21 protein-coding genes are annotated in these 23,934 nt (G+C 70.4%); 8 read left to right on the forward strand and 13 right to left on the reverse strand.

Annotation, left to right across the window (positions count from 1 at the left end; translation table 11 throughout):
* Window positions 1-29: 29 nt before the first annotated feature.
* Window positions 30-1,040 (reverse strand): hypothetical protein, encoded by a 1,011-nt coding sequence (locus ACIG5F_RS27045; RefSeq protein ID WP_396522082.1) that lies wholly within the window; start codon window positions 1,038-1,040, stop codon window positions 30-32.
* Window positions 1,037-1,654 (reverse strand): hypothetical protein, encoded by a 618-nt coding sequence (locus ACIG5F_RS27050; protein WP_396522084.1) that lies wholly within the window; start codon window positions 1,652-1,654, stop codon window positions 1,037-1,039. The genes ACIG5F_RS27045 and ACIG5F_RS27050 overlap by 4 nt, the downstream gene beginning before the upstream one ends.
* A gap of 76 nt (window positions 1,655-1,730) precedes the next feature.
* Between ACIG5F_RS27050 and ACIG5F_RS27055 the strand changes: the two genes are divergently transcribed.
* Window positions 1,731-1,895: a hypothetical protein gene (locus ACIG5F_RS27055; RefSeq protein WP_396522086.1), complete on the forward strand. Its 165-nt coding sequence runs from the start codon at window positions 1,731-1,733 to the stop codon at window positions 1,893-1,895.
* Here ACIG5F_RS27055 and ACIG5F_RS27060 read toward each other — a convergent pair.
* Window positions 1,839-2,744, reverse strand: a complete 906-nt coding sequence (locus ACIG5F_RS27060; protein WP_396522088.1) for a hypothetical protein — start codon at window positions 2,742-2,744, stop codon at window positions 1,839-1,841. The two genes, ACIG5F_RS27055 and ACIG5F_RS27060, sit on opposite strands and share 57 nt — an antisense overlap.
* 121 nt (window positions 2,745-2,865) lie before the next feature.
* On the opposite strand from ACIG5F_RS27060, the gene ACIG5F_RS27065 reads away from it, so the two are divergent.
* The gene (locus ACIG5F_RS27065) at window positions 2,866-3,819 is read left to right on the forward strand and encodes a hypothetical protein (RefSeq protein WP_396522090.1); all 954 of its coding nucleotides are present in this window, start codon (window positions 2,866-2,868) and stop codon (window positions 3,817-3,819) included.
* Here ACIG5F_RS27065 and ACIG5F_RS27070 read toward each other — a convergent pair.
* A complete protein-coding gene (locus ACIG5F_RS27070; RefSeq protein WP_396522092.1) occupies window positions 3,813-7,574 on the reverse strand; it encodes a hypothetical protein in 3,762 nt (1,253 codons plus the stop codon). The two genes, ACIG5F_RS27065 and ACIG5F_RS27070, sit on opposite strands and share 7 nt — an antisense overlap.
* Window positions 7,575-7,620: 46 nt before the next feature.
* On the opposite strand from ACIG5F_RS27070, the gene ACIG5F_RS27075 reads away from it, so the two are divergent.
* Together ACIG5F_RS27075 and ACIG5F_RS27080 are read left to right on the forward strand one after the other, a co-directional pair.
* A complete protein-coding gene (locus ACIG5F_RS27075) occupies window positions 7,621-7,971 on the forward strand; it encodes a hypothetical protein (RefSeq protein WP_396522094.1) in 351 nt (116 codons plus the stop codon).
* A gap of 50 nt (window positions 7,972-8,021) precedes the next feature.
* Entirely contained in the window at window positions 8,022-11,618 is a 3,597-nt protein-coding gene (locus tag ACIG5F_RS27080; protein WP_396522096.1) for an AAA domain-containing protein, read from the forward strand.
* A 33-nt stretch (window positions 11,619-11,651) separates the two neighbouring features.
* Here the strand turns inward: ACIG5F_RS27080 and ACIG5F_RS27085 are convergent, their stop codons facing one another.
* From ACIG5F_RS27085 to ACIG5F_RS27105, 5 genes are read right to left on the reverse strand one after another with little or no spacing between them, the layout of a single operon-like run.
* Window positions 11,652-11,951 carry an STAS domain-containing protein gene (locus tag ACIG5F_RS27085; RefSeq protein ID WP_396522098.1) on the reverse strand — a complete coding sequence of 100 codons (300 nt, stop codon included), beginning with the start codon at window positions 11,949-11,951 and terminating at the stop codon, window positions 11,652-11,654.
* Between the two features lie 9 nt (window positions 11,952-11,960).
* Window positions 11,961-12,866 carry an SRPBCC family protein gene (locus tag ACIG5F_RS27090; protein ID WP_396522100.1) on the reverse strand — a complete coding sequence of 302 codons (906 nt, stop codon included), beginning with the start codon at window positions 12,864-12,866 and terminating at the stop codon, window positions 11,961-11,963.
* Between the two features lie 26 nt (window positions 12,867-12,892).
* The gene (locus ACIG5F_RS27095) at window positions 12,893-13,900 is read right to left on the reverse strand and encodes an S-adenosylmethionine:tRNA ribosyltransferase-isomerase (RefSeq protein ID WP_396522102.1); all 1,008 of its coding nucleotides are present in this window, start codon (window positions 13,898-13,900) and stop codon (window positions 12,893-12,895) included.
* Window positions 13,897-14,235: a VOC family protein gene (locus ACIG5F_RS27100; protein WP_396522104.1), complete on the reverse strand. Its 339-nt coding sequence runs from the start codon at window positions 14,233-14,235 to the stop codon at window positions 13,897-13,899. The genes ACIG5F_RS27095 and ACIG5F_RS27100 overlap by 4 nt, the downstream gene beginning before the upstream one ends.
* A complete protein-coding gene (locus ACIG5F_RS27105; protein WP_396522105.1) occupies window positions 14,232-14,897 on the reverse strand; it encodes an SDR family oxidoreductase in 666 nt (221 codons plus the stop codon). The genes ACIG5F_RS27100 and ACIG5F_RS27105 overlap by 4 nt, the downstream gene beginning before the upstream one ends.
* Window positions 14,898-15,053: 156 nt before the next feature.
* On the opposite strand from ACIG5F_RS27105, the gene ACIG5F_RS27110 reads away from it, so the two are divergent.
* Both ACIG5F_RS27110 and ACIG5F_RS27115 read left to right on the forward strand, forming a co-directional pair.
* Window positions 15,054-16,187, forward strand: coding sequence for a GAF domain-containing sensor histidine kinase (locus ACIG5F_RS27110; protein WP_396522107.1), 1,134 nt, complete (start codon window positions 15,054-15,056; stop codon window positions 16,185-16,187).
* Window positions 16,180-16,809 (forward strand): response regulator, encoded by a 630-nt coding sequence (locus ACIG5F_RS27115; RefSeq protein ID WP_396522109.1) that lies wholly within the window; start codon window positions 16,180-16,182, stop codon window positions 16,807-16,809. Before ACIG5F_RS27110 ends, ACIG5F_RS27115 begins: the two co-directional genes overlap by 8 nt.
* A gap of 170 nt (window positions 16,810-16,979) precedes the next feature.
* Here ACIG5F_RS27115 and ACIG5F_RS27120 read toward each other — a convergent pair whose 3' ends face one another.
* Together ACIG5F_RS27120 and ACIG5F_RS27125 are read right to left on the reverse strand one after the other, a co-directional pair.
* A complete protein-coding gene (locus tag ACIG5F_RS27120; RefSeq protein ID WP_396522111.1) occupies window positions 16,980-18,044 on the reverse strand; it encodes a class I SAM-dependent methyltransferase in 1,065 nt (354 codons plus the stop codon).
* Between the two features lie 20 nt (window positions 18,045-18,064).
* Window positions 18,065-18,607 carry an ABATE domain-containing protein gene (locus tag ACIG5F_RS27125; RefSeq protein ID WP_396522113.1) on the reverse strand — a complete coding sequence of 181 codons (543 nt, stop codon included), beginning with the start codon at window positions 18,605-18,607 and terminating at the stop codon, window positions 18,065-18,067.
* Between the two features lie 79 nt (window positions 18,608-18,686).
* Between ACIG5F_RS27125 and ACIG5F_RS27130 the strand changes: the two genes are divergently transcribed.
* Both ACIG5F_RS27130 and ACIG5F_RS27135 read left to right on the forward strand, forming a co-directional pair.
* Window positions 18,687-19,418 (forward strand): metallophosphoesterase, encoded by a 732-nt coding sequence (locus ACIG5F_RS27130; protein WP_396522115.1) that lies wholly within the window; start codon window positions 18,687-18,689, stop codon window positions 19,416-19,418.
* The gene (locus ACIG5F_RS27135; protein WP_396522117.1) at window positions 19,418-19,993 is read left to right on the forward strand and encodes a LysE family translocator; all 576 of its coding nucleotides are present in this window, start codon (window positions 19,418-19,420) and stop codon (window positions 19,991-19,993) included. The genes ACIG5F_RS27130 and ACIG5F_RS27135 overlap by 1 nt, the downstream gene beginning before the upstream one ends.
* Before the next feature lie 5 nt (window positions 19,994-19,998).
* Here the strand turns inward: ACIG5F_RS27135 and ACIG5F_RS27140 are convergent, their stop codons facing one another.
* On the reverse strand, window positions 19,999-21,360 hold the full coding sequence (locus ACIG5F_RS27140) for a radical SAM protein (RefSeq protein WP_396522119.1): 1,362 nt from the start codon (window positions 21,358-21,360) through the stop codon (window positions 19,999-20,001).
* On the reverse strand, window positions 21,360-23,888 hold the full coding sequence (locus ACIG5F_RS27145) for a glycosyltransferase (RefSeq protein ID WP_396522121.1): 2,529 nt from the start codon (window positions 23,886-23,888) through the stop codon (window positions 21,360-21,362). The genes ACIG5F_RS27140 and ACIG5F_RS27145 overlap by 1 nt, the downstream gene beginning before the upstream one ends.
* Window positions 23,889-23,934: the final 46 nt, after the last annotated feature.

A 23,934-nucleotide genomic window follows, 5' to 3' on the forward strand; every position in this document is an offset into this window, starting at 1 on the left:
GGCCACTCCCCGGTCGGCGGGCGCCTTTCCTATTCCGGCACGAACAGCCACGCCCGTTCGCTGAAGCCCTTTCCGGGAATGTCCACGTCGATCTCGGCAAACGGGCCGAATCCGTCACAACCGTGCCGGATCACGTCCCGGAACAGCGTCCGCGACACCATCACGACGTGGTCGGCGTGGTCGTGCACGGTGAGCGCGGCCCGCAACGGCGGCGAGTCGAGCATCCGGTGCACGGCGATCGTGGCGCCCCCGACCCAGCCGTTCACGCTGGGTGTGAGCAGGCCACGGTCCATCGCCATCCGGATCCGCAGCCGCTCGTGCCGGTCCAGCCCGCGGTTGACCTCCCGCATCGCCTTGGCCACTCCCTCCAGGAGCAGCGGCACCACCGTGGCCTCGTCGAGCCCGTCGGGCAGAATCGCGAACTGGCTGTCCCCGGCCCCTTCGATCAGCACCGCCGATTCGTCCACGCCCGCGTGCGTCCGGGCCTGCCGCAATACCTCCAGCAGCCGCTCCTGGGCCAGCATGGCCTCCGAATTGGCGAATCGGCTGTAGCGCTCTATGTCCGCCGCCAGACACAGGCGCACCCGCGGCTGCCCCGTTTTCAACGGCCGTCGCGCCGGCGCGACCAGCCGGAACTGCCACAGCCGTGGAATACGGTGGTGATCGAGCGGCCGACGCCCCAAGGCGAATCCACGCCGGGCGAAGGACATGTCCACGCGAATCGTCAGCTCGATTTCCCGCGGCGCCGACTTCAGGGGCAGAAACGCCTGGAGGACGGCCGGCGCCGCCGGCAGCGGCGGGCCGTCGAGCCGGCCGAGGGTCCAGCCGAAGGTCGACTCCCCGATGCCGGAGACCGACCGCGGCGCCGGGCCGGACAGGTCCGTCACCGCGACGGCCGGCGAGACCTGACCCCGCACGTGCGTCACCACCCGGGACCAGCCCGCGGCCGCCGGGCCCGGCGTCAGCACCACCCCCAGCACCGCCACCTCCGAACCCGGGGCGACGGCCACCGGCAGGCAGCTCACGACGGTCGCGTTCACCGTAGCGACGGGGTGCGGGCGACCCGGGTGAGGTAGCCGGCGTGCGGGGCGATCAGGGCGGCGCCGGCTCGGCCGTGCGCGATGTCCGCCGGGGTCGCGGTCAGCGCCGAATGCACGCGCGGATCCGTGGCCAGGGCCAGGATCCGGTCCCGCACCCGCAGCGCGGACTGGTCGGCGCACACGAGGTCGTAGCACTCGAACTGCCGCAGCTGCCGGTACGGCCTGTCCAGCACCTCCACCTCGGTGCGGAACCGAGCGAAGCTCAGATGCCGCACACCTGGTGCCAGGCCGGGAAACCCCGCCTCGGCGAGTTCCCGGCGCAGGCACTCCGCCGCGTCCTCGCGGTACGCGCCGCTGTCGAACCAGCGCAGCAACTCCGGCAGCGACCGAGCCGGCACCTCACCGCGCAGGTCGTCCCGGTCGCTGCGGAAACCCAGCCGCCCCAACACTTCCGTGGCCGGCCCGAAGTGCCTGAACACCCCACCCGGCGGTGTGAACGCCCCCGGCCGGGACCGGGCCTCGAACAGCACGATGCCCTCGCCGTCCCGGATCCTCAGCATCGCGGCGAAGGACACCCGGACCAACGGCGGAGCCGAACCCGGCAGCCGGACCATGGTCCCCACCTCCTCTCGTGTTCCGCCGGCACGTCCGTCAGTGACCGGCGACGTCGTTCGCGGAGGGACCGAACCGATGACCAGACGAGACCGGCCGCTGTCGGCCCGGCAACGGCAGCTGCTGCTGGAGCTGCTGCGCGCCGAGCTGCGCGCCGCCGCCGACCGGCCCGAGCCGCCTTCCGCCTCACCCGACGATGTCGACGACGGCATCGACGATCCCGGCCAGTCGGACGGCGGGTAGCCCGTGGAAAGCCCGCCCCACCACGTCGACCGCCACCGCGCGGGGATCCTCGCCGGCGTCGACCCGCCGGCAGATCAACCACATCGCGAGCTTGGCGGTGTGCTCCTCGTCCACGCCGGCCGGGGCCAGCGCCAGCGGGGTCGACACCTCGTGCATCGGTGTCGGGGTCTGCTTGCGCCCCAAGGGTTGTTCGATGTTCCTCTGGTGCCACGACGGCCGGCTGCGCATGGCCGCCAGCACCTGCTCGACCTCCCGGTGCACGGTCTCGGCGGCGCCGGACCAGTCGCCGGTCACCCGGGCCCGGCGCTCCGTCCACGCGTCGAGCGGCCACAGCTGGTGGCCGGCGGTCATCGGCACGCCGACCCATTCCATGACGTGCAGGGCCAGCGCGGTGAGCCAGGGATCGTCGCCCAGGCGGTCCGAGAGCCACCCCGGGACCCTCGGCCGCTGGGGCGCCCCGAGCAGGCCGCGCCGCCGGCGGTAGCCGTCGATCGTGGCCGCCCGGGCCATCTTGGCGATCCACGCCTCCAGGTCGTGGATCGGCGTCGTCGCCCGGCGGCGCACGCCGTCCATCACCGCCTCCACGTCGTCGTGGAAACCGTCGACGCAGTCCGCCGACAGACGCGTCACCCGACTGGCGCATCGCCGGTGACCGCGGCGTAATTCCAACGGTTTGGTAAGGCGGTCGAAAACGATCGGCCACACGAGTGAATACAACGCCTCGTTCAGCTTGGCCTGCCTAGCATTGGCCGGGCTGGCCAGCCGCGCGCCGAGGCGTCCGCCGCGGGCGAGTTCACGCAGCTCGTCGAGGTCGCCCCGGTGGACGACGGGAGTGTGCGCTGCCGACACCGACGATCTCCTCGCCCATCCGGATGCCCTGTCCGGGTGGATGGTGGCGTGGCCGCGGCGTCGGGACTGGCCAATCCCTGGCCGTTCTCGGCCGGGGCCGGCCATCGACCGTGGAGGGGGCATGACGGGGTTCGAGGCGGAGCTGACCCGCGAGTTCATCGTGCTGCGGCGGGGGCGCGGGCTGCACCGCGCGGCCGTGCACGACCTGATCGGGCCGGCGGCCGCGCGCTGGGCCGACATTCCGCCGGGCTGCTCGAACGCCGAGGTCAGACGGCTGGTCAACGCCGCCGTCGCCGGGATCCCGGAGACCGACCTGGTGGCGGAGGACCGGCGGGTCGTCCTGGTGGCCCTTGCGCTGGACCGGGAGTTGCAGGCCGGCACCCTGTCCAGCCGCACCGAGTTGCTGGCCACCGAGTTCCGCTGGTCCGAGCGGACCGCGCGGCGGCGCATCGACGACGCGTTCGCCAAGCTGGCCCAGGCCATCGCCCGGCGCATCGACCCGTCCGATCCCGAGCGGGGCTGGGCCGTGCGCCAGCTGCGGGCGCTGGTGCGGCTGGACCGGTCGACCCCCGAGGTCATCGAGGAACGCACCATCGTCGCCACCCGCGACGCCGTCTCGCAGATCGTCGCCCGCTTCAGCGTGCCGCGCCGCCCCGACGGTGCCGACCTCGACCGCGAGGTGCACGCCGAGATCCAGCACGGGGCCCGCATCGTCGCCCACAACCGCCTGGGCCCCAGCCACTTCCGCTACCTGCTGGAGCTGCCCCGGCCGCTGGCCCGCAACGAGGAGCACACGTATTCCATCGTGTTCCAGGTCCGCGACGGGCAGCCCATCGCCGACCACTACGTGTTCAATCCGCTGGTCAGCTGCTCCCTGTTCGAGACCCGCGTCCGCTTCGACGCCACCCGCCGGCCGGTCGCCGTCTGGCGCACCGACCGGGCCTCGCCCCGCACCCTGCCCCACCACGGCATCCCCGACGGCCCGCTGCTCGCCCTGGACGGGGCCGACGAGGTCATGGCCCGCTTCGACCGCCCCGAACAGGGCTTCAGCTACGGGGTCAGCTGGCGCTACTGATCAGAGGTCAAGTACTCCAACGCTTTCTGCAGCACTGGTTCGCTCCGGCCGCCCGCGATGTGCTCCCTGATCACCGGCACGGCTTCGGTCAGGCCGACCGTCGCCGCCGCGTGGGCCCAGTCCACCAGGTTCTCATCGGTCACCGCGTGGAGCAGCTTCTCCTTGGCCGTCTCCCCGAACACGTGATCGGGCCGTTCCTCGCCGTTCAGCAGGAACCCGTAACTGGACAGGGCGTCGATCGCCAACTCCACCTCGCCCTCGTTCAGCAACGCTTCGTGTTCCTCAGGCCGGCCGTGGCAGATCCCCAACGCCACCGACCACGGCCAGAACCGCCGTTCCGCGATGTCACGATCCCGTACGATCCGGCCTGCACGTAGCGCCAGCTTGATTCCTCGCATCCGGTCGATCCAGAACACCGATGCCAATACTGCCGCTGGTCCCTCCAATTCGCTGGGATGGACGTGGTGCAGCATCCGCAACGTGAAGTTCTCCACCCAATCCAGGTCGCCTACGCTGAACGCCGCCGCCGCGATCAGCAGCCGGTCGTTCCTCGGTGGATCCCCGATCCGGTCCAGAATCTCGGAAGCCCGCCCCTGCGCGAGAAGATGATGCGCCGCCAATGCGGCCTCCTCAGTCGAGCCGTGCTCGACCAGATCGAGCCACTCGTCCGGCCCGCCTTCGATCGTAGGTGCCTCGCCGAGTTCCGTGGCAATCATGCCGAAACCGAAGCGCAGCCGGATATACCAGCTTCGGCGCCGTTGCGCGTCAAGATTCTGGAGCAGACCGATCTGCTCGAACCGAAGGGAGATCGCTTCTCCCACGCTGTCCAGCGAGCGCAGTTGGAGCTCGGTGTCGGCGAGGCGGGTGGAACACGCGTCCGCGTATGCGCTCAGCGTCCGCCGGGCAGGGATGACGTCGATTTTCAGGAGGGTTCGCATAGCGACCAGGTTCATCGGCCACGGGCTGCGGTCGGATATCTGCTCCGCCACGACAAGGCTGAGTTCTTTCAGGTCGGCCCGTCGCACGACGTCGCAGGCGACTTCACGCATGCCGGGATCGGTCTCATGGTTGAGGAGCGACTCGAGTGTCGCGATGAGTTCGGCGGCCGCGGAATGACGGGGTTGGCCGGGGCGCGCTTTGTCCGTCAGTGCTTCAAGTTTGCGTAGGGCCCGCGTTCGCGCGTGCTTGGAGATGGTGCCGTCCAGTGCGATCTGGGCCAACGCGGCATGCTGACGCAACAACTTCAGGACGGTGAGGATGATGGCGGCCCTGACGATACTGGCGGTCCGCAGACGGGCAAGTTGGTCGGCGACGAACGCGCTTAGGGTCTCGGTCGGACAGTTCGCCGCCGAAGCGAGCAGTTCTGCCTTCCAGATCGGGTTGGGAATGGCGTTGGCCAGGGATGCGACCTCGTTCGCGGACACCTCGGGAAGCTCGACGAAGGCGATGACGGCATCGCGCCACTGGATCTCCTCAGCCAGCCTGTGAATGCGATCGGGGTCGGATTCCTCATGCCGGAGGCCCAGTGCGGCGAGGTGATCGCGGTCGCCGCGCTCTGCGAATCTCACCTCGGTGTCGTCGGCGATGATCAGCCCCGATCGGATGAGCTTCGGATGGATCGGACCAGGGGGAACGTCTTCGAGCAAGGCGATCGCCACGGCCTCGCCTGCTCGCAACGCCTCCTCGTCGCCGTCCACCTTGGCCAGCAACATGGCCCGGTGCAGGTCCACTGGTGAGTCCGGCATCCCGTGTAGCGCCAGGTAATCCGCCAGCAATGACAGCGTTCGGGGGTGTTGGATGTTCAGCCGCCGCCAGGCGGGGTCGGTGAGCAGCGTGTCCATCAGCCTGTTGACGCCCAGTTCCGGAACGCGGCGCCACAAGTAGATCTCGATGGCTTGCTCGTCGAGGCCCCTGAGCTGGGCGTGTCCGAAGCCGGCCGTCGGGTCGCCGGAGGCGAGGATGGGCATCGTCGGATACCTGTCCCGCAGGTCGGCCAGCTGGTCGGGGGAGGCGTCGTCGAGGATGAGGTGTCGGACGCCAAGCCGGGCCTCCTCCGCGTCGATCATGGACTCCTGGAAGTCCTGGGCGTGCGCGAACAGCGGCACCCGCGCCGATTCGTCGGCGAGCAAGCGTCGGCCGGATTCTCTCAGGACGGTGGTCTTGCCGCTGCCCGGCGGGCCACTCACCACGACGTGGTACTCGGAGGACATGAGCTTGTCGATGGAAGGTGAGTAAGGGTCGGAGAGGTCCATGGTGAGGTCCACGTAGTGCTCGACAGTCAGCTCACGGGCCAGCTCCGGCATGCCCTCGCGCAGCTTGCGCCGCAGGTGCCGCTGCAGGAGCGACACCGCCTCGTTGACGTGGTGGTCCCAGTGCTCGAACGGGTCGCCGTCCGTCAGCCATTCCGTGGCGACGGCGGCCATCGCCGTGACGGCATGCAGCTTGGCGACGCTCTGACTGTCGTCCGACCACTTGAGCGTGCGGTGCGCGGAGAGGAGCAGCTGAGCGAGGTGATCACGCCACCAGACCGGTCGGGCCTTCTCCGGGTAGACGCGGTGCGCCTGCGTGCGGATGGTCAGCAGCACCCGCAGCGCGTCGTGGTTGTCGGCGGGAACGAATTCTCGGCAGGCGTCGAGCACTTCCTCCGCGGTGACGCCGAGGTGCAGCAGGCGGCTGCCGATGGCCAGGGCGCGTTGCAGGCGGATCAGCCCGGCCGGATCGCGCGCGGCGTAGACGTCCCGCAGCAGCGAGACCTCCAGCCAGGCGAAGTCCAACTGCTGCGGCAGGTCGGCGGCGAACTCGGCATAGTCGATCAGGTACGGCCGGCCGTTGACGACCAGCACGTTGCGGGCGTTGAGATCCCCGTGCGACCTGGAGGTGACGCGGCTGGTGATGGTCTCGGTCAGCACCCGTGGCAGGGCGGCGAACAGGTCGGCGCACGACAGCGCCGGTTCCGGCAGCAGCTCTCGACGGGCCAGTCCCCGGCTGACCTCGACGATTCCCTGACCCTGTCGGGCATCCTTGCCGTCGACCCTGATCTGGACGTGGTCGTGTTCGGACAGTGTGAAACGGATCCGCCGGCCCGGCGCGATGTCATCGGCCGCGCCGGTCAGGGCACGGCGGAAGATCTTGTTCGGCATCGGCGCCTCGGCGGTCCCGGGGTCGGAGCGGATCTCCAGCACCGGACCCAGCCGGCGGTTCAAGCGGGCCAGCGAGGTCGGTTGGTCCTCCACGTGATGCGCATTGTGCAAGGTCACCGCGATGCCTCTGAACAACTGTTCGATCACTGCCACGGTCTCGTCCACCCGGGCCGGATCGCGGGCGATCTCCTCCAGGGACTGCAGTGCCGCCGAAGCGTCACCGTTGTACTCGGCTGCGTCGCCGTAGACGACCGCGCCGCAGTCGTACGGCCCGCGCCGTCGAGTATCGACGACGTCGCGGGAAGCGGCGAACACCGGTGCGAAAAAGGCGTTGTTGAATTGGCTGATCTCCTGCCATCCCCGCCATTCCCGGGCCATCACGTCGATGCGGTCGACCTTGAGCACGCGACTGAGCACGACCTGCCCGGTCGACAGCTCCACGTGCAGTGCGAGGCTGCCACTGCGGCCGTTGCCGAAAACCTTGCGCACCTTGACATACCCCACCGGATGCCGCCAGGCTCCCGTCCCGTCGAAGTCGATCTGGTTGAGGGCGAAACGAACCCGATCCTGGTCGTGCTCATCGAGCACGCCGTCGGCGAAAACGACTTCCGGCACGGGCACCATCCTCCACACCGCACTGACGGACAGGGACACCACCCCGATGACGTTTCACCCGGACGAGCGAGCACAATGGTCCGGCATCTGCCGCGACGCCAGGCGGATCGCGGTCGCCGCCGACACTCTCGGATTCGGGGCCCAGCTGCGGAAACTGCGCGCGCAGCCGGGCTCCCTGCCCGAGTGGCGGCGGCTGATGGCGGACATCGAGGCGGCGACCCGAGGCGCGGACGGGCACATCACCAAGGGGGACAACGTAAGACGACGCCGACTGCTGGCCGCGGACGAGGACGCCTACGTCTGCCCGACCGACCGCTGCGATCGGCGCGAGCCGTGGACGGCGGTCGGTGGCACGCCGCAGTGCGGCCTGCTCGGCCGGCCGATGACCGAGAGCTGACCGCGTCCGTCAGAACCGTGTGTCGGGCGAACCTGGGAGGAAGGCGGGCGATGAAAGGGCCGCAACGACGGCGGGCGCTGCTCATCGGCACCGCCAACTACCAGTGCGACAGCTACGACCAGCTGCTGTGCGCGGAGACGGACGTCAAGCAGCTGTTCCGCGCGCTACACGACTCGCGGATCGGCGCGTTCGACCGGGTCGAGGTTCGTCAGGACCTGACCGCGGACCGGATGCGCCAGGAGATCGCGGACTTCCTGGAGGATCTGGCCGAGAATGAGCTCGGGCTGCTCTACATCAGCGGCCACGGCGTTCGGCTGGCCGGCCTGACCGGCGAGTTCCACTTCATCGCCGCCGACACCGACGACAACGTCCAGCGCACCGGCGTCGACGCCGGCTATGTCAACGAGCGGCTGGAACAGTGCCGGGCCCAGCAGAAGGTCGCCATCCTGGACTGCTGCCACAGCGGAGGTTTCGTTCGCGGGCACACCACCAAGGGCAAGGCGGGCCAGGATCCGATGCTCGCGCCGCGGGACGTGTACATCATGTCGTCCTGCCTGGACGATCAGGAGTCCTACGCCGGGGCCGTCACCGAGGACGGTCCGGAGCCGTCGAAGTTCACCGGGGCGCTGCTCAAGGCCCTACACAGCAGCGACGCCGACGCCAGCGGCGACGGCATGGTCTCCGCGCACGACCTGTTCGAGCAGACCAGGAAGCTGCTCAAGCAGACGTTCAAAGGCCTACAACTGCCGGTCTACTCGGCACTCAACATCACCGAGCAGATCTACATCGCCCACAGCTTCCGCGGCCCGCTGCCCCGAACGTCGGCGATCGCCGTGCCCGCGCCGACATCATCCGCGCCGGCCCCGGAGACCATGGGGACCTGGCCGAAGCTCCTGGAGTACTACCGCAGGTGCATCGGCGCGGAAGCGACCTCCCTCCAGCTGATGGGCGTGACGGAGACAGGGGAGAGCTACGTCTGCCTCGACGGCGAGGAGCGGCTGCTGTCGGGCAATGTGGACGAGGACGGGTCGATGCCCGTGCCGCCCGAGGCCGCCGAGCTGGTCGAACGGGCCATCGAGGAGGAAAGCGATCTGTGGTGCGGCTATCCGGCTGTGGTGGTGACGGAGTCACCGGACGGCCGGCGGTTGCCCACGCACCAGTTCGCGCCGCTGTTCATCCGCCGGGTCGAGGTCAGGGTCGAGGGCGACGAGCTGCGGCTCGCCCCGGTCGGCGCGCCCGAGCTGCATCCGCAGCTGCGCGGCGGCGCCCCCGACGACTTCCGGCCGATGTGGCGCGGCGGCGGGCACATCGAGATGGTGCGGGAGATCAACAGCGCCCTGGCCAAGTACGCCGAGCTGCCGGCGATGGGCAACCTCGACCCGGGCGCGCTCGAACCCGTGATCGACATCCGCACGCCGAACTCGGGCGCCCGCAACTCGGCGGTGCTGTTCGCGGTCAAGGACGAGAAGCAGGCCGGTGCGCAGATCATGACCGAGCTGGACGCGATCGCGGGCAAGGCCACGGCTATCGACCGGACCGCCCTCGGAGCACTGCTCGGCCCGCTCACCGGCGTGGACGGTCGGCCGTGGGAGCCGGTCACGCCGATGCCGCTCAACGAGGGCCAGCAGGCGATCATCGAGTCGGCCATGGACAACCGGCTGACCGTGGCCACCGGTCCGCCCGGCACCGGCAAGAGCCAGCTGGTCGCCAATCTCGTCGCCACCGCCGTGGCCAATGGCCAGAAGGTCCTGGTCGCCTCCACCAACAACGCCGCGGTCAACGTCGTCTGGGAGCGGTGCGAGCAGCTGGCGCCCGGTTCCGTGGTCCGCACCGGCAGTACCCGGCCGGTCAACTATCGCGAGGAGGAACGGAACTCCCTTCAACAGCTCGCCACCGTCACGCCGCCGAGGACGAACGCCAGCACTGCCTGGGCCCAGCTAGCGATGGCGCGAGCCGACCTGGACGTGGTCAAGAAGACCATGGGGCACAAGGCCGAACTCGAGCGACGACTCCTGGGTGCCGGGCAGCGGCGGCAGCAGGCGGCGACGGATCTCGGCGCGGTTCCCGGCCAGCTGCGCGCGGCGTTCGCGGACGTCACGGACCTGGGTGGCCGCGCGGTCAAGGCTGGCCGAGTGGCTCAGGCACGCTTGTTCGGCACCTGGCGACGGCGGCGGTTCCTGAAATCCCTGCGTTGGCACCAGGAGCCTACGCCCGAGGTGTGTGCCGCCTTGGCGGCGTGGTTCGGCGTGGAGGCGGAGTGGGTGCGTGAACGGGCGCTCGCCGCCCAGCTGCCGCCGGACGACACGGAGACCCAGGCCCTCGCGCGATGCCAGCAGGCTGTCCAGGACGCGTCCCGGCAGCTGCTCGACACCGTCGTGCGTCACCGGGCGACCGTCGGCAAGGCGAAGATCCTGGGGTTGATGAACGCTTCCGCCTCGGCCAAGCCCGACTGGCCGGACGTGCCGCCGGCGTTGGTGGCGGTCGGCGGCTGGGCGGTCACCACCCGCAGCATCCGCCGCTTTCCCACCCAGGAGGCCCTGTTCGACCTGGTGATCATCGACGAGGCCAGCCAGTGCACGATCCCGGACGTCATTCCCGCGCTGTTCCGGGCGAAACGAGCGCTGATCATCGGCGACGCCATGCAGCTGGCCCCGGTGGTGACCCTGAAGCCCGCGTTGGAGGCCCAGATCCGGCGCGAGGTCGGCATCGCGGCGGACTGGCTGGAGACACGCCGCCTGACCTACCACCGGCACTCGTCGTTCCACGCCTTCGACAGTGCCCGGGGCGGCAGTCTGTTGCTGGACGAGCACTTCCGCTGCCACCCGGACATCGCGGCGATCGCCAACCGGCACTTCTACGGCAACCAGCTGACCGTGTTCACCGACGTGCGGGGCCTGCGGAGGTTGCCGGACCGCGACGCGGGTGTGATCTGGGCCCAGCGGCCGGGCCGGCCTGTGCGTGGCATGCGGGGTTCGTGGGTCAACCACGACGAGGCCCGGCGCGTGCTGGCGGTTGTGGCCAAGTTGCGAGCGGACCTGCCGCCGGGCAGCGACATCGGCGTGGTCACGCCGTACGCCGCTCAGGCGGCGCTGCTGAAGCGCCACCTCCGTGACCAGCCCGACGTGCTGGTGGGAACCGTGCACACCTTCCAGGGCGGTGAGCGTGATGCCATGGTCTTCTCGCTGGTGGCCAGCCAGGACATGCCGGCGGGCAGCCGGTCGTGGCTCAACCGCCAGCTGAACCTCTGGAACGTCGGGATCACCCGGGCGAAGTCGCATCTGCTCGTGGTCGGTGACCAGCAGCTGTGGCAGCAGGAGCGTGGCCTCGGCGGCGTGCTCGCGGACGCGGCCGAGCAGGCGAAGGACCGGCAGCCCGGCGGCCCCGACGACGAGCTGTCGAGGCTGCTCTTCGCCCGGCTGAGCGGTCCGTCGGTCACGGTCGAGCTGAACACGACGGTGCACGGACACCGCGCCGACGCCGTTGTCCTCGGTGCCGAGCCGACGCGGGCTGTGTTGCTCGATCGGGGCAGCCCGGATGCCTTCCCGGCGCGGCACCTGCGACGCCAGCACGTTCGTACCGACCTGATCGGCGGTGTCCGGTTGCCGGCGTGGCGGCTGTTCGCCGAGGACGTACAGCCGCTGCCCTGAGGAAAACTGTCCGGATAGCGAGGAATGTCGTCTTCAGAGGCCGAGCAGGCCGTCGATGCCGGTCACGCGCATGACCTTGAGCAGGTGGGCCTGGGGGTTGGCGACGGTGAAGGCGATGCCGCGCTGCTCGGCGGCCTGGCGGCCGGACAGCAGCACGCGCAGGCCGGTGGAGTCCATGAAGGAGACCGCGGCCAGGTCGATTCTCACGGCCTGCGCGCCGGCGGTGGACACGGCCTCGGTGACCGCCTCCTCCAGGCCCGGCGCGGTTCCCAGGTCCACCTCGCCGGACACGGCGAGGACCACGGTCTCCGTCCCTTCGCTGCTGATTCGCACCCGGCAACCCTACTTGCGTCCGTTCAGGTGGCGCAGGGCCGTGTCCAGGTCCGGATGCCGGAACACGTGCCCGACGGGTGGCGTGGCGATCCGGTCGGGGGCGTGCGCGGCCGGCAGGTGGGCGGTGAAGTCTTTGCGCGGCAAGGGATTGGGCGACACCGCGTCGACGTCGCCGCGGACGTCGGTGAGCAGGGTGAACAGGAACACGCCGGCCAGATCGTCCAGTGAGATCCAGTTCACCAGGCGGTCCCCGGCGGCCAGCAGCGGCGTCCGGCGGCGGACCAGACCGCCCGAGGGGTAGCTGACCCGAGCCGTGCGGTCACCGACCGTCACCTTGCCGGTGGTGAGGTCGATGCGGGCCCCGCCGTCGGCGACGAGCCGGTGGCCGCCCGTGGTGAGCAGCGCCTTGAGCGTCTCCGCGACCGCCGGGTCACCGCCCGTGACCGTGACGTCGAGCCGCGGGCCGTCGAGACGGTGGTGCAGGGCGAGGTCCCCGGCCAGCTGCCGATGCCGGTACTGGAACATCCGGAACAGCCTGAGCTCGACGAACGGGGCCGCGAAGGTGGCGAGCGGCAGGTCGTAGCCGATCTCGTCGACCAGCTTGGTCCCCAGCGGCACCTTGAAGAACCGGTGACGGTGCGTCCACGACCGGAACGGCCCGCGCTCCTGCACGTCGGTGAACTCGTGCGGCGGCTGGTAGCCGGTGTGCCGCGCCACCCAGCGCGGCCGCAGCGGCCCCGGCACGTCCAGCTCCATCACCGCGCGTGACCCCTCGGTGAGGTCCGGCGCCTCGGTCACGATGCGCACCGGCTCCCACGGTGGCGTCAGCCGGCGCATCGCGCCCGGGCGCTCGTGCCAGCCGTACACCTCCGCCACCGGGTAGGGGAAGGTCGTGGCGAACACGAACGTCTCCATGCCCCCAGTCTGCCCCGGCCCGGTGCTTACGGCAGGAGCAGGTTCACATCGCCGAACTCGTGCCACAGGTAGCCCTCGCGCACGGCCTCGGTGTAGCAGGCCAGCAGCAGCGGCTCGTCGGCGATCGCGGCCAGCATGTCCAGGTGCGAGGCCATCGGCTCGTGGAAGCCGGTGAGCAGCCCGTCCACCACCCGCACACCCCGCTCCGGCGTTATCACCAGGTCGGTCCAGCCCCGGGCCGCCACCACCTCGTCCCCGACCACGGCGCTCTCCAGCGCCCGCACGGCGGTGGTGCCCAGGCCGATGACCCGGTGGCCGGCGGCGCGGGCCTGGTTGACCACGCGGGCGGTCGTCGCCGACACGGAAAACCGCTCAGGGTAAGGACGTTCGTGCGCCTCGGGGGAGGCGACGCCGGTGTGCAGCAGGATCGGCGCGAACTGGACGCCGGCGGTCACCAGCCGGGTGACGATCCGGTCGGTGAAGGGCCGGGACGCGCTGGGCATCTCGGCGCTGCCCGGATGCTCGGCGAAAACCGTCTGGTAGTAAGGGAGCGGCCAGGACCGCGGCACGTAGCCGTAGCGGATGGGCACGCCGTGGTCGAGCAGATACCTTGGCACGGAAGGGACATCGAACACCGCCGTCCACAGTCGACCCCGCGAGTACGGCTCTAGCAATGTGACCGTGGCCCCGCCGGGGAGGTCGTAGCGCTGCCCGGCGACGCCGTCCGGGAACGGGCCGTCGGCGGTGCGCAGCTCGATGAGCCAGCTGCCGTCGGGTTGCTGCGTCGAGACATGCAGGCGCAGTTCGGCGTTGAGCACCGGCACCGCCGCCGGCATCGTCGCCGACGTGTTGACCACCAGCACGTCGCCGGGCGTCAACAGGGTCGGCAGCTCGTCGAACCGGTGATGGCTGACCTCGCCGGACGCCCGCCTGCCGACCATCAGCCGCACGCCGTCGCGGGCCAGCCCCCGAGCCTCGGGCGGTTCGTGCGCCTCCAGCTCCGCGGGCAGCGTGAATTCCACTGTCGCAGTCATCGCTCACTCCAGATCATCACGGTCGCCCCGGCCGGGCCGCGCACCTCGAAGCCGTAGTGGCCCCGGGGATAGCGGCCCGGACCGCGCACCAACTCCTCGGTCCGCAGGGCGGCGTAGGCCTCGTCCACCTCGGCGTCCGTGGCCAGCTCGAAGGCCAGCGGCGCGGGCTTGTCCCTGGCCCTGGCCAACTCCACGTAAGCGCCGTCGGCGGCCTTCAGCACGACCCCGTCCGCAAATTGGTCCACTTCGGACAGTCCAAGTCGGACTGTGTAGAACGTGGTGGCCGCCGCCAGGTCCTCGACCTCGTACGGCAACCATAGGGCGATCGGCTTCACAGCCGGATCCGCCCCGACTCCGGGCGTTCGGTCAGCAGCTTCACGTACGCCGGGACCACGGCCTCCGGCAGCTGCCGATCGCTGATGTCCTCGCCGGGAAAGGCGTCCTGGTGCATCTTCGTGCGCAGGTTGCCGGGATCGACCACCCACACCCGCAGCGCCGGCGCCTCCACCGCCAGCACCTTGCCGATCTGCTCCAGCGCCGCCTTGGCCGAGCCGTATCCACCCCACCCGGGATACGGTTCGACGGCGGCGTCGGAGGTGACAAAAACGACCGCGCCGTCCCGCTCCAGCAGCGTCGGCAGCGCCTGCTGGGTCAACGCCAGCTGGGCCAGCACGTTCACCTCGTACACCTCGCGCAGCCGGTCCAGCGGGAACTCCGACAGCGCCGGCAGCGGACTCGGCCCCAGCACGCCGGCGTTGTTGACCAGCAGGTCCGGGCCGCCCAGCTCCTCGGCCGCCGCCACCAGCTCGGCCCGGTGGCCGGCGTCGGCGATGTCGCCCGGGATCGCCCGGACCGGGCCGTCCAGCTGGTCGGCGGCGGCGTGCAGGTCCTCGGCCCCCCTGGCGTCGAGGACCAGGCCCCAGCCGGCGTCGGACAGGCCGTGGGCCAGGGCGAGCCCCAGCCCGCGGGACGCGCCGGTGATGATCGCGACGGGCATGCCCCGTCACCTCCTCGCTGTGTCGTTCGTGCTCGTCATCGACGCTAGGCGGCCGAGGAGGCGCCGCCATCGGGCTCGGGGTCCGCCCGGTCTACGACCTTGGACCTAGGACCGCCGCCCGATCCGCCCGCGCCCGGGACTGGGTACGGTGTCGCCATGGGCACGTGCGACCGGGAAGAGCTGCGCGATCTGAGCGCGGCCGTGCTGGCCGTGACCGCGCGGCGGTCGGTGCGCGAGGTGTTGCAGACCATCCTGACCTCCTCGCGGCGGCTGCTCGACGCCCGCTACGCGGCGCTGGGCGTGCCGGACGAGAACGGCTCGTTCGCCGAGTTCCTGGCCGACGGCATCACCGACGAGCAGTGGCAGGCGATCGGCCCGGTGCCGCGCCAGCACGGGCTGCTCGGCGTGCTGCTGCGTGACCCGAATCCGGTGCGGCTGCGGGACATCCGGGAACACCCGCAGTTCGACTGGTGGCCGGCGGCGCACCCGGTGCTGACCGACTTCCTCGGCATGCCGATCACCGACGGGGACGAGATCCTCGGCGAGCTGTTCCTGGCCAACAAGAACACGCCCGGCGGCTTCAGCGCCGAGGACGAGGAGCTGCTGCGGCTGCTGGCCGCGCACGCCGCCATCGCCATCATCAACGCCCGCCTGTACGAGCGCAGCCGTGAACTGTCCATTGTGGCCGAACGCAACCGGATCGCCCGCGAGCTGCACGACGCCGTGACCCAGAAGCTGTTCTCCCTGCGGCTGACCGCCGACGCCGCGGCGGCGCTGGTCGACCGTGATCCGGCACGGGCGACGGTCGAGCTCGGCACCGTGCGGCGGCTGGCGGCCGAGGTCAGCGACGAGCTTCGGGCGGTGGTGGTCGGATTGCTGCCGGTCGACCTGTCCGGCGACGGGCTGGATGCCGCGCTGCGCAAGCAGGCCGAGCTGCTGGACCGGGTGCACGAGGCCGAGGTGGCCTTCGTCGGCTGCCCGGTGCCGAAGCTGACCTCCGCGCGGCGCGAGGCGCTCTACCGGATCGCCCAGGAGGCCCTGCACAACGCCCTGCGACACGGCCGTCCCGGGCGCGTCGAGATCGACCTCGCGTCCGCCGACGGGCAGGTTGTCTTGCAGGTCAGGGATGACGGCGTCGGCTTCGATCCCGCGCTGTCCGAGCAGGCGGCCCGGAAACTCGGGCTGTCGTCCATGCGGGAACGGGCCCGCAGCGTCGGCGGCCGGTTGACCGTCACCTCCGCGCCCGGCGGCGGCACGACCGTGCGGGTGGAGGTGGCGACCGGTGGCTGAGCCGATCAAGGTGTTGGTGGTGGACGATCATCCGGTGGTCCGGCAGGGGCTGCGCACCTTCCTCGACCTCCAGGACGACATCACGGTGGTGGGCGAGGCGGCCGACGGGCAGTCCTGTGTGGACGCCGTCGGGGAGTTGGCGCCGGATGTCGTGCTGCTGGACCTGAAGATGCCAGGCAGCGGCGGAGTCGAGGCGCTGCACGGACTTCGGGCCGCCGGTAGCTCGGCCAAGGTGCTGGTGATCACCAGTTTCACCGACCCCGTGGCGGTCCTGCCGGCCGTCCGCGCCGGCGCCGCCGGCTACGTCTACAAGGACGTCGACCCGCCGGCCCTGGCCGCCGCCATCCGGGCCGTGCACGCCGGGCACGTGCTGCTGCATCCCGATGTCGCCCGCCTGCTCGCCGCCGGCGAGGCCCAGCCCTCCGGCGTGCACCTGACCGGGCGGGAACGGGAGGTGCTGGGCGAGCTGGCCCGGGGCCGCTCCAACCGGGAGATCGCCAAATCCCTTGTGCTGTCGGAGAAGACGGTCAAGACCCACGTCAGCGCCATCCTGTCCAAGCTCGGCGTGCAGGACCGCACCCAGGCCGCCCTGCACGCCGTGCGCACAGGATTGCTGGACTAACCCCCTCGCCCCTCGCCCCCCCAAGATCAAGGGACCGATCCTCTCGTTCAACGTCAGGAAGGACCCCATCACCGCATCCAACGTCATGAAGGGGCCCTTCCTGACGTTGAACGTCAGGAAGGGGCCCTTCATGACACCGAAAAACGCCAGGAAAGGGCCTTTCACTGGCGTCAGTTGCGGACCAGGAGCACCCGGTAGGCGTTGGACCAGCCGTGCTTGCGGCCGTACGGGGCGAACAGCCGGTCGGCCAGGAACAGCAGGATCATCGCCGGCACGGTGAGGACCATGCTGGCCATGCGGGCGATCCGGTGCGCCAGGCTCGGGGGCTTCGGCCGCCAGGGCACGTTGTTGCCGCCGACGGTCCAGTTGGCCCAGAGCATGAAGGCCGTGACCATGTCGATGGGCCCGTGCGGTTCGGCGCGCTGCTCGTCGACGACCGTGAAGCCGGCTTCCGCGGCGGCCGCCTTGAGGTTGGCGATGGGCATGAGGTTGAGGTGCTGGGGTTGCAGCCACGGCATCCAGTACTTGCCGAGCACCCGGCCCCACTTGCACTCCGGATCGGGCAGCTCGATCACCAGGTAGCCCCCGGGGTTCAGCACCGAGGCGGCGGCGGTGAGTTCGGCGCGGGGGTCGAGGGTGTGCTCCAGGTAGTGGAACATGCTGAGCACGTCGTAGTTTCCGGCCAGCTCGGCGGTCATCTCCGGGAAATTTCCCCGAAATCCCCGCGTGATCCGGCCGTGCTCCTGGGCCAGCTCGACGCCGGCGCTCAGGTCGAGGCCGTGGAACTCGGTGTCGGGCAACACTTCCGCGGCGGCCTTGCAGAAATGGCCGTGACCGGTGCCGACGTCCAGCCAGCGCTTGGGGGAGTGGCGCCTGGTCAGCAGGGACGCCCGGTCGCGCAGGCCGGCGGAGTTGCCCTCGAACATGCCGGCCATCTGCTTCTCGCCGAGGCCGTCGTAGCAGTCGCGGTAGTAGAAATCCAGGCCGGCCAGGCTCAGCCGCGGATTCTGGAAGATGTGCCGGCAGTCGTCGCACTGGGCCAGTTCGAACCGGCCGGGCTTATGCTGCAACAGGTCCACGGTGCGCAGCCGGGTGGACAGCCGCGTGCCGCCGCACCACGGGCAGTCGTCGCGCCGGGGCTCGAAGAAGCGGTCCAGCCCGGCCTCGATGTCGGCCAGGTACTGGGGACGCCGCGCGGCGACAGGATCCGTCTCCGGCAGGGAGGAAGCGGTCATGTGGCGCAGCGTAGCGGCGATCAGCGCTCGTTGTCAGCGCGCTGTCGGTGGTAAAAACGGGCTGCCCGGGCCCGGTTGGCGCACGAGGTCTTGCAGAACTCCTGACGGCCATGGGTCTTCACGAAGTAGCGGACGCAGCGCGGCGCGGTGCAGGCGGTGAGTTTGGCTCTGTCCGGCCCGGACAGGAACTCGATGGCGGATCGGGCGTATCCGGCGAGCAGCCGGGCCCGCGCGTCCTCGTGCACGGAGCGAAAGCTCGCCAGCGGAGCGTCCGACCAGGAGAGTTGCGGCGCGACCGGGTCCAGCGCGGCGGCGTTGTTCACCACGGACAACGCCTCGTCCACGGGCATCAGCCGATGGGCGTCGGCCGGGCTCACCGGCCCCGGCCGCACGGCGTGGGCGAACAGGGCCCGGATCGCCCGCCGCAGGGCGATCAGCTCCGGCAGCACGTCCTCGTCGACGTCGGGCCGCCACTGCCGCGCCGCCTCGACGGTCGCGAGATCGTCGGCCACGCCGCCGTGACCGTCGTGGCGGATCGTGCTCGCCAGTTCCAGTGCGTCCATCGCCCTTGACCGCCTCCTTGGCCATCACCTACCGTGCCTAACGGTAAACAGTGGAATTACCGTTCACAAGGGGGGCGACATGACCGCGCTGTTCGCACAGATCAGCGACCTGCACCTGGACGGCTCCGAGCGGGCGGCCGACCGGGCGCGGCGGACGATCGACTACGTCAACGGCCTGGCCGGCCCGCTCGACGCGCTGCTGGTCACCGGCGACATCGCCGACAACGGCACCGAAGCCGAGTACGAGGAGGTCCGGGAGCTGCTGGCCACGGTCGAGGCCCCGGTGCTGACCTGCCCGGGCAACCACGACGTGCGCGGCCCCTACCGCAAGGCGCTGCTGGGCGAGGAGCCGAGCGGCGGCCCGATCAACCGCCGGCACGACGTCGCCGGCCTGACCATCCTGATGGTTGACGCGACCGTGCCGGAGCGCGGCCACGGCTATCTCGACGACGAGACCGCCGAGTGGATCCACGGCCAGCTCGGCGAGGACACGCCGGCCCTGATCGTCCTGCACCACCCGCCGGCCCGGATCTACGAGCCGTTCGTGGACACGATCCTGCTGCACGAGCCCGACCGCCTGGCCGCCGTCGTCGAGGCCCACCCGCAGGTGCTCGCCGTGCTCACCGGCCACGCGCACACCGCCTGCGCCACCACTTTCGCCGGCCGGCCGCTGATCGTCGCGCCCTCAGTGACCTACGCCCTGCGCATGCCGTGGGAGGGCGGCTCCCTCGACAACTGGGACCAGCCGCCGGGCGTGGCTTTCCATGTGGTGGACGGCAATCGCGTCACCACGCACTTCCGGGTCGCGTGATGAACCCTTATGCCGTCGCCGGTTTCCTGGCGGCGGTTTTTCCGATCACCGCCACACCCGGCGCCAGCGTCGCCCTGCTCATCCAGGGCGGCCGGCGTCGGGCGCTGCCGGTCATCGCCGGCACCATCAGCGGTCTGTACGTGCACGCGACGCTGGCGGTGCTGGGGTTGTCGGCGATCGTGATGCAGTCCAGCGAGGCCTTCGCGGTTGTCCGCATCGTCGGCGCGGTCTACCTCGTCGGCCTCGGCCTGTGGACCTGGTTTGCCACCGGTAGCTCGAAACCTCGGCCCAGGTCGGAGCCGAGTTACGTGAAAGCGTTGCTGGCCAACGTGCTCAACCCCAAGGCCGCCTCCATCTACCTAACTCTGGTGCCGCAGTTCGTGACACCGCAGGAGAACCTGGCGGTCCAGATCTCCGTGCTGGTCACGGCGCACGCGGTGCTGGCCGTGGTGTGGTTGTCGCTGTGGGCCTTCTTTCTCGGCCGGCTGCCCCGCAAGGAGGCGTTCCGCCGGTGGATGAGGCGGGTCACCGGCACGGTGCTGGTGGCGTTGGGGGTGCGCGCCGCAGTCACCTGACGTGCTCAGAACTCCGTGTTGATGATCGCTTCCACCAGCGTCTCGCCGACCGGGGTCAGCGTGACGGCGTCGGCCGACAGCACGGCCAGGCCGCGGTCCTCCAGCGAGCGGAAGCGCGACGCCCACGGTTCGTCGAACAGAGATCGGCCGAACCGGTCGCGGTGCAGGGAATCCCGCAGCGGCTGTAGGGACGTCATGGCCATCTTGATCGCCCGGTTCTCCTGGCCGTCGGGCGAGAACGCCGTCGCCGAGCCGATCGGCACCCGGCCGGCCTCCACCGCGGCGGCGTAGGTCTGCCAGTTGACGTCGGTGATCGCCTCCGACCGGCGGCAGCTGGAGCTGCCGCCCAGCCCGATGGCCACCTCGGCGTCCTGCCGGTCCTGGTCGACCATGATGGACTTCCACTTCTCCGGCCCGATCCCGCCGGAGGCGAAGTACATGGTCGGATGCTCGACGTAGCCGGCGTCGCGCAGGCCCTCGGTCAGCACCGCCCGCATCTCGTACTGCTCGTCCAGCGTGGGCCAGAAATGCCCGTCCCGCGCCAGCTTCTCCCGGTAGCTGTCGACCTGCCAGGCGGCCGGCTTCTCGCCGGCCACGCCGGTGCGCGTCTCGGCGTACGACTTGAGGTGCAACTTGGTGCACACCACCGAGTTCACGCCGGTCTCCAGCACCACGTCGAGATCCCGGCGCACGCTGTCCACGGTCTGGTCCAACAGCCCGTACATCAGGTCGATGCTGATCCGCTCGAACCCGACCCGCTGCGCCTGCTTGATGAAGTCCACGCACATCTGCGAGGTGTGCTCCCGGCCACACAGCTTGAGCACCGGGTCGTCGAAGGACTGCACGCCGCAGGACAGCTTGGTGCAACCCAAGGAGGCCAACAACTCCAGCTTCTCGGTGGTGAACGTGCTCGGATCGCCCTCGAACCGGATGGTCGACTCCGGCCCGAAGTTGAAGCTGGACTTGTAGAAGTCCAGCAGCCGGGCGATGTCCGCGGGCGGCAGCAGCGACGGCGTGCCGCCGAAGACGTTGAACTCGCCGATCGGGGCGCCGGCCAGCGAGGGCACCTTGTCCAGCCACAGCTGGGCCTCCCGGATGTTCCAGTCGGCCCACTGGGTCAGCTTGCCCGGGTCGCCCTTGACCAGCACCACCGGGTACTGGCAGAACCGGCAGCGGTAGGCGCAGGTCGGGATGTACGACCAGAGATGGATCGGCGCGGTGTCGCGCAGTTGCTCGTCCAGGTCGGCCAGGAAGGCCTCGGGGGAGTAGTCCGGGGTGTCGCCGGGGAACACGTGCGCCCCGAACGGATCCCGCGTCACGTACTCCAGCAGGTGGGCGTTCTCCTTCTCCTGCAAGGCCTGCAACATCAGAACACCCCGCCGTTGCCGAAGTAGTTGTGAGCCTCGCCGGACTCCCGGTCCTCGCAGTAGTAGCGGACGAACTCCCGGAACCGCTCCGGCGGCACCCCGTCGAAACAGGCCGGCAGCGGCGGCGGATAGCCGATGTCCTCGCCCACGGTGGCCCGCAGCCGGGCGAAGATCTCGTCGCGGAACTCGAAGTACAGCCGGTAGGACGGGGTCTTGTAGGCGTGGATCGGGGTGAAGTCGACCACCCGCATCTCGTCGGCGATCTCCTCGATCCGGGTCCGCAGCCGCCGGGCCAGGTCGGCCCCGAAGAACTCGACCACGTCCTCGGAGTCCACAAGGGACGGTGTCAGCAGCAGCGGCAGGATGGTGTTCTTGGGCGTGAAGTCCTTGATGGAGAACTCGTGCGCCTGGCGGGCCTGCGCCTCGGTCAGGTCGACGTCGCGGGTGCTGGGCCGCTCGGGGCGGATGTCCCGCATGACGATGATGCCGTCGTTGCCGTAGGCCCGGCCGGTGATCACCTCGTCGATGGCGTGGTCGACCCGGCGCGGGTTGATCTCCACCCGGGCCGTCGGCGCGTACACGATGTCCTCGCCGCTGCCCCGCACCCGGATGCCGAAGTCCCAGTCGTCGGACAGGTGGTTGACGAACCGTCCGTCGTGGAGCTGGTAGAAGATCTCGATGCCGCCGACCTTCTCGTAGACGTCCCGGTCGACCGCGAAGCCCTTGCCGTCGGGGAAGCCGCCGAACAGCGCGAAGGTCACGGCCCGGCAGCGCAGCGTGCGCTGGATGGCGTCCCACAGCCGCGGCCGCTCGGTGAAGTGCTCCTGGTTGTAGTAGTAGTCGCAGACGCCGATGGCCGCCTTGTTGGCCTCCATGGTGCGGAACAGCTCCGGCAGCCAGCGCCGGTCCACCCGGCAGTCGGCGTCGGCCGAGACCAGGTAGTAGCGGGTGCCGGCGGCCCGGCCCAGGCGCTTGGCCGCGAAGTCCATGCCGGTCTTGCGGGCGCAGGCCACGCCCTGCTCCGGCTCGTCGAGCACGTGGATCTTCAGGTCCGGGTGCGCCCGCGCGAACGCCGCCGCCACCGCGACCGTGTCGTCGGTGGAGTTGTTGTCCACCAACACCACGTCGTACAGGTCCTTGTCCAGCTCCTGCTCGTGCAGACTGGCCAGCACGGCCGGCAGGTTGCGCGCCTCGTTGAACACCGGCAGCACCACCGAGAGCCGGGTCCGGGTGGCCAGCATGTCGTCGACCAGCTGCTCGGTCCGGTCCCGGTCGAAGTGCTGCCGGCCGATCCGGTGGTTGTGTTCCGCCATGCGCGCACGCTTCCCTTCGTCCCGCAGCAGTTCCGCGACACTGTCCACAAAGGAGTCATCGGGCAGGTCGGCGACCAGCACCGGGGCCTGCAACCCCAGGTGGCCGTAGACCGTGTGGTACAGCTCGTAGTCACTGGTCAGATAGGGCACCCCGGAGGCGATCGCCTCGCCGATCGGGTTGCCGTAGCTCTCGTAGTCGTAGGAGGTGAGGAACGAGACCACAGTGGCCTCGGCCAGCAGGTCCCGGATCGAGAACGACCGCCCGGTGCGCACCTCGCGCGGCGCCAGCCGGCCGCCGAAGACCACCCGGTCGGCCACGCCCAGCCGGTCGGCCAGCCGGCTCAGGTTCTCGTGCTCCACGGGATCCTCGGCCGGATCGCCGGCCACGAACAGCCACGTGCCGGGCAGTCGGGAGATCAGGTGCAGGTCCCGGTCGATGCGCTTCTGCGGGATCACCCTCGTGCAGCGGGCGATCAGCGGCGCCCCGGCCGGAATCCCGAAGTGCCGGCGGAAGCCCGGGTTCGGGCAGGTCGGCGAGTGGTCGAAGGTGTTGGGCAGCACGGCGATCTCCCGCAGCCCGGGGGCCCAGGAGAGCGTTTTCCGCCTGGCCTCCTCGTGCAGGGCGACGTACTGGATGTGCGGCGAGTCGGCCGGGCGGGTGGCGTGCGGATACGGGTAGCGGCCGTACTTGCCGGTGCCGGGCTCGCTCTGCCACATCAGGTCGTGGTCGCGCCACAGCACGAACCGGCCCAGCCCCTCCTCGCGCCCGTAGCGCTCGATGGCCAGGCACAGCGCCCGGGTGTAGGTGATGTTCTCCGGCAGCGTGCCGTTCTCCACCGCCACGAAGGTCACGCCGGCCCGCCGCCACGCCGCCACGATCCGGTCGGCGATCCGCTCGGCCAGCGCCGTCACCTTGGGCAGCAGCTCGGTGCGGCCGGCGGCGACCACCTCGCGCAGCACCGCCGACACGAACTCCGCGTCGTAGCCCTCGATGCCGGTCAGGTCCACCCGGTCCAGCCGCACCCACTCCGGCAGCGCCGAGGATTCCTCCCGATAAGGGCGGAAGAAGGCGTTCTTGTCGGCCTTGATGTCGTAGCCCAGGTCCAGCCGCACCCGGAAGCCCCGGTCGCGCAACACCGATGCCGTCTTCACGAACTCGACGACGAGTCCGGAGATCGGGGTCGCGTCGAACGAGATTCCCCACAGCACCGACATGTCCTGCACGCTAACGCCCGATGAGCCCACCTCGACCGTCTACCCG

This window comes from Kutzneria sp. NPDC052558 (assembly GCF_044547355.1).
Lineage (GTDB): Bacteria > Actinomycetota > Actinomycetes > Mycobacteriales > Pseudonocardiaceae > Kutzneria.

What these genes read in the sequence shown, in the direction of transcription:
- ACIG5F_RS27140 (WP_396522119.1), bottom strand. Translation starts at nt 21,360, where the DNA reads ATGTTGCAGGCCTTGCAGGAGAAGGAGAACGCCCACCTGCTGGAGTAC.
- ACIG5F_RS27080 (WP_396522096.1), top strand. Translation starts at nt 8,022, where the DNA reads ATGAAAGGGCCGCAACGACGGCGGGCGCTGCTCATCGGCACCGCCAAC.
- ACIG5F_RS27135 (WP_396522117.1), top strand. Translation starts at nt 19,418, where the DNA reads ATGAACCCTTATGCCGTCGCCGGTTTCCTGGCGGCGGTTTTTCCGATC.
- ACIG5F_RS27145 (WP_396522121.1), bottom strand. Translation starts at nt 23,888, where the DNA reads ATGTCGGTGCTGTGGGGAATCTCGTTCGACGCGACCCCGATCTCCGGA.
- ACIG5F_RS27075 (WP_396522094.1), top strand. Translation starts at nt 7,621, where the DNA reads ATGACGTTTCACCCGGACGAGCGAGCACAATGGTCCGGCATCTGCCGC.
- ACIG5F_RS27125 (WP_396522113.1), bottom strand. Translation starts at nt 18,607, where the DNA reads ATGGACGCACTGGAACTGGCGAGCACGATCCGCCACGACGGTCACGGC.
- ACIG5F_RS27055 (WP_396522086.1), top strand. Translation starts at nt 1,731, where the DNA reads ATGACCAGACGAGACCGGCCGCTGTCGGCCCGGCAACGGCAGCTGCTG.
- ACIG5F_RS27120 (WP_396522111.1), bottom strand. Translation starts at nt 18,044, where the DNA reads ATGACCGCTTCCTCCCTGCCGGAGACGGATCCTGTCGCCGCGCGGCGT.
- ACIG5F_RS27130 (WP_396522115.1), top strand. Translation starts at nt 18,687, where the DNA reads ATGACCGCGCTGTTCGCACAGATCAGCGACCTGCACCTGGACGGCTCC.
- ACIG5F_RS27095 (WP_396522102.1), bottom strand. Translation starts at nt 13,900, where the DNA reads ATGACTGCGACAGTGGAATTCACGCTGCCCGCGGAGCTGGAGGCGCAC.
- ACIG5F_RS27050 (WP_396522084.1), bottom strand. Translation starts at nt 1,654, where the DNA reads ATGGTCCGGCTGCCGGGTTCGGCTCCGCCGTTGGTCCGGGTGTCCTTC.
- ACIG5F_RS27090 (WP_396522100.1), bottom strand. Translation starts at nt 12,866, where the DNA reads ATGGAGACGTTCGTGTTCGCCACGACCTTCCCCTACCCGGTGGCGGAG.
- ACIG5F_RS27110 (WP_396522107.1), top strand. Translation starts at nt 15,054, where the DNA reads ATGGGCACGTGCGACCGGGAAGAGCTGCGCGATCTGAGCGCGGCCGTG.
- ACIG5F_RS27105 (WP_396522105.1), bottom strand. Translation starts at nt 14,897, where the DNA reads ATGCCCGTCGCGATCATCACCGGCGCGTCCCGCGGGCTGGGGCTCGCC.
- ACIG5F_RS27065 (WP_396522090.1), top strand. Translation starts at nt 2,866, where the DNA reads ATGACGGGGTTCGAGGCGGAGCTGACCCGCGAGTTCATCGTGCTGCGG.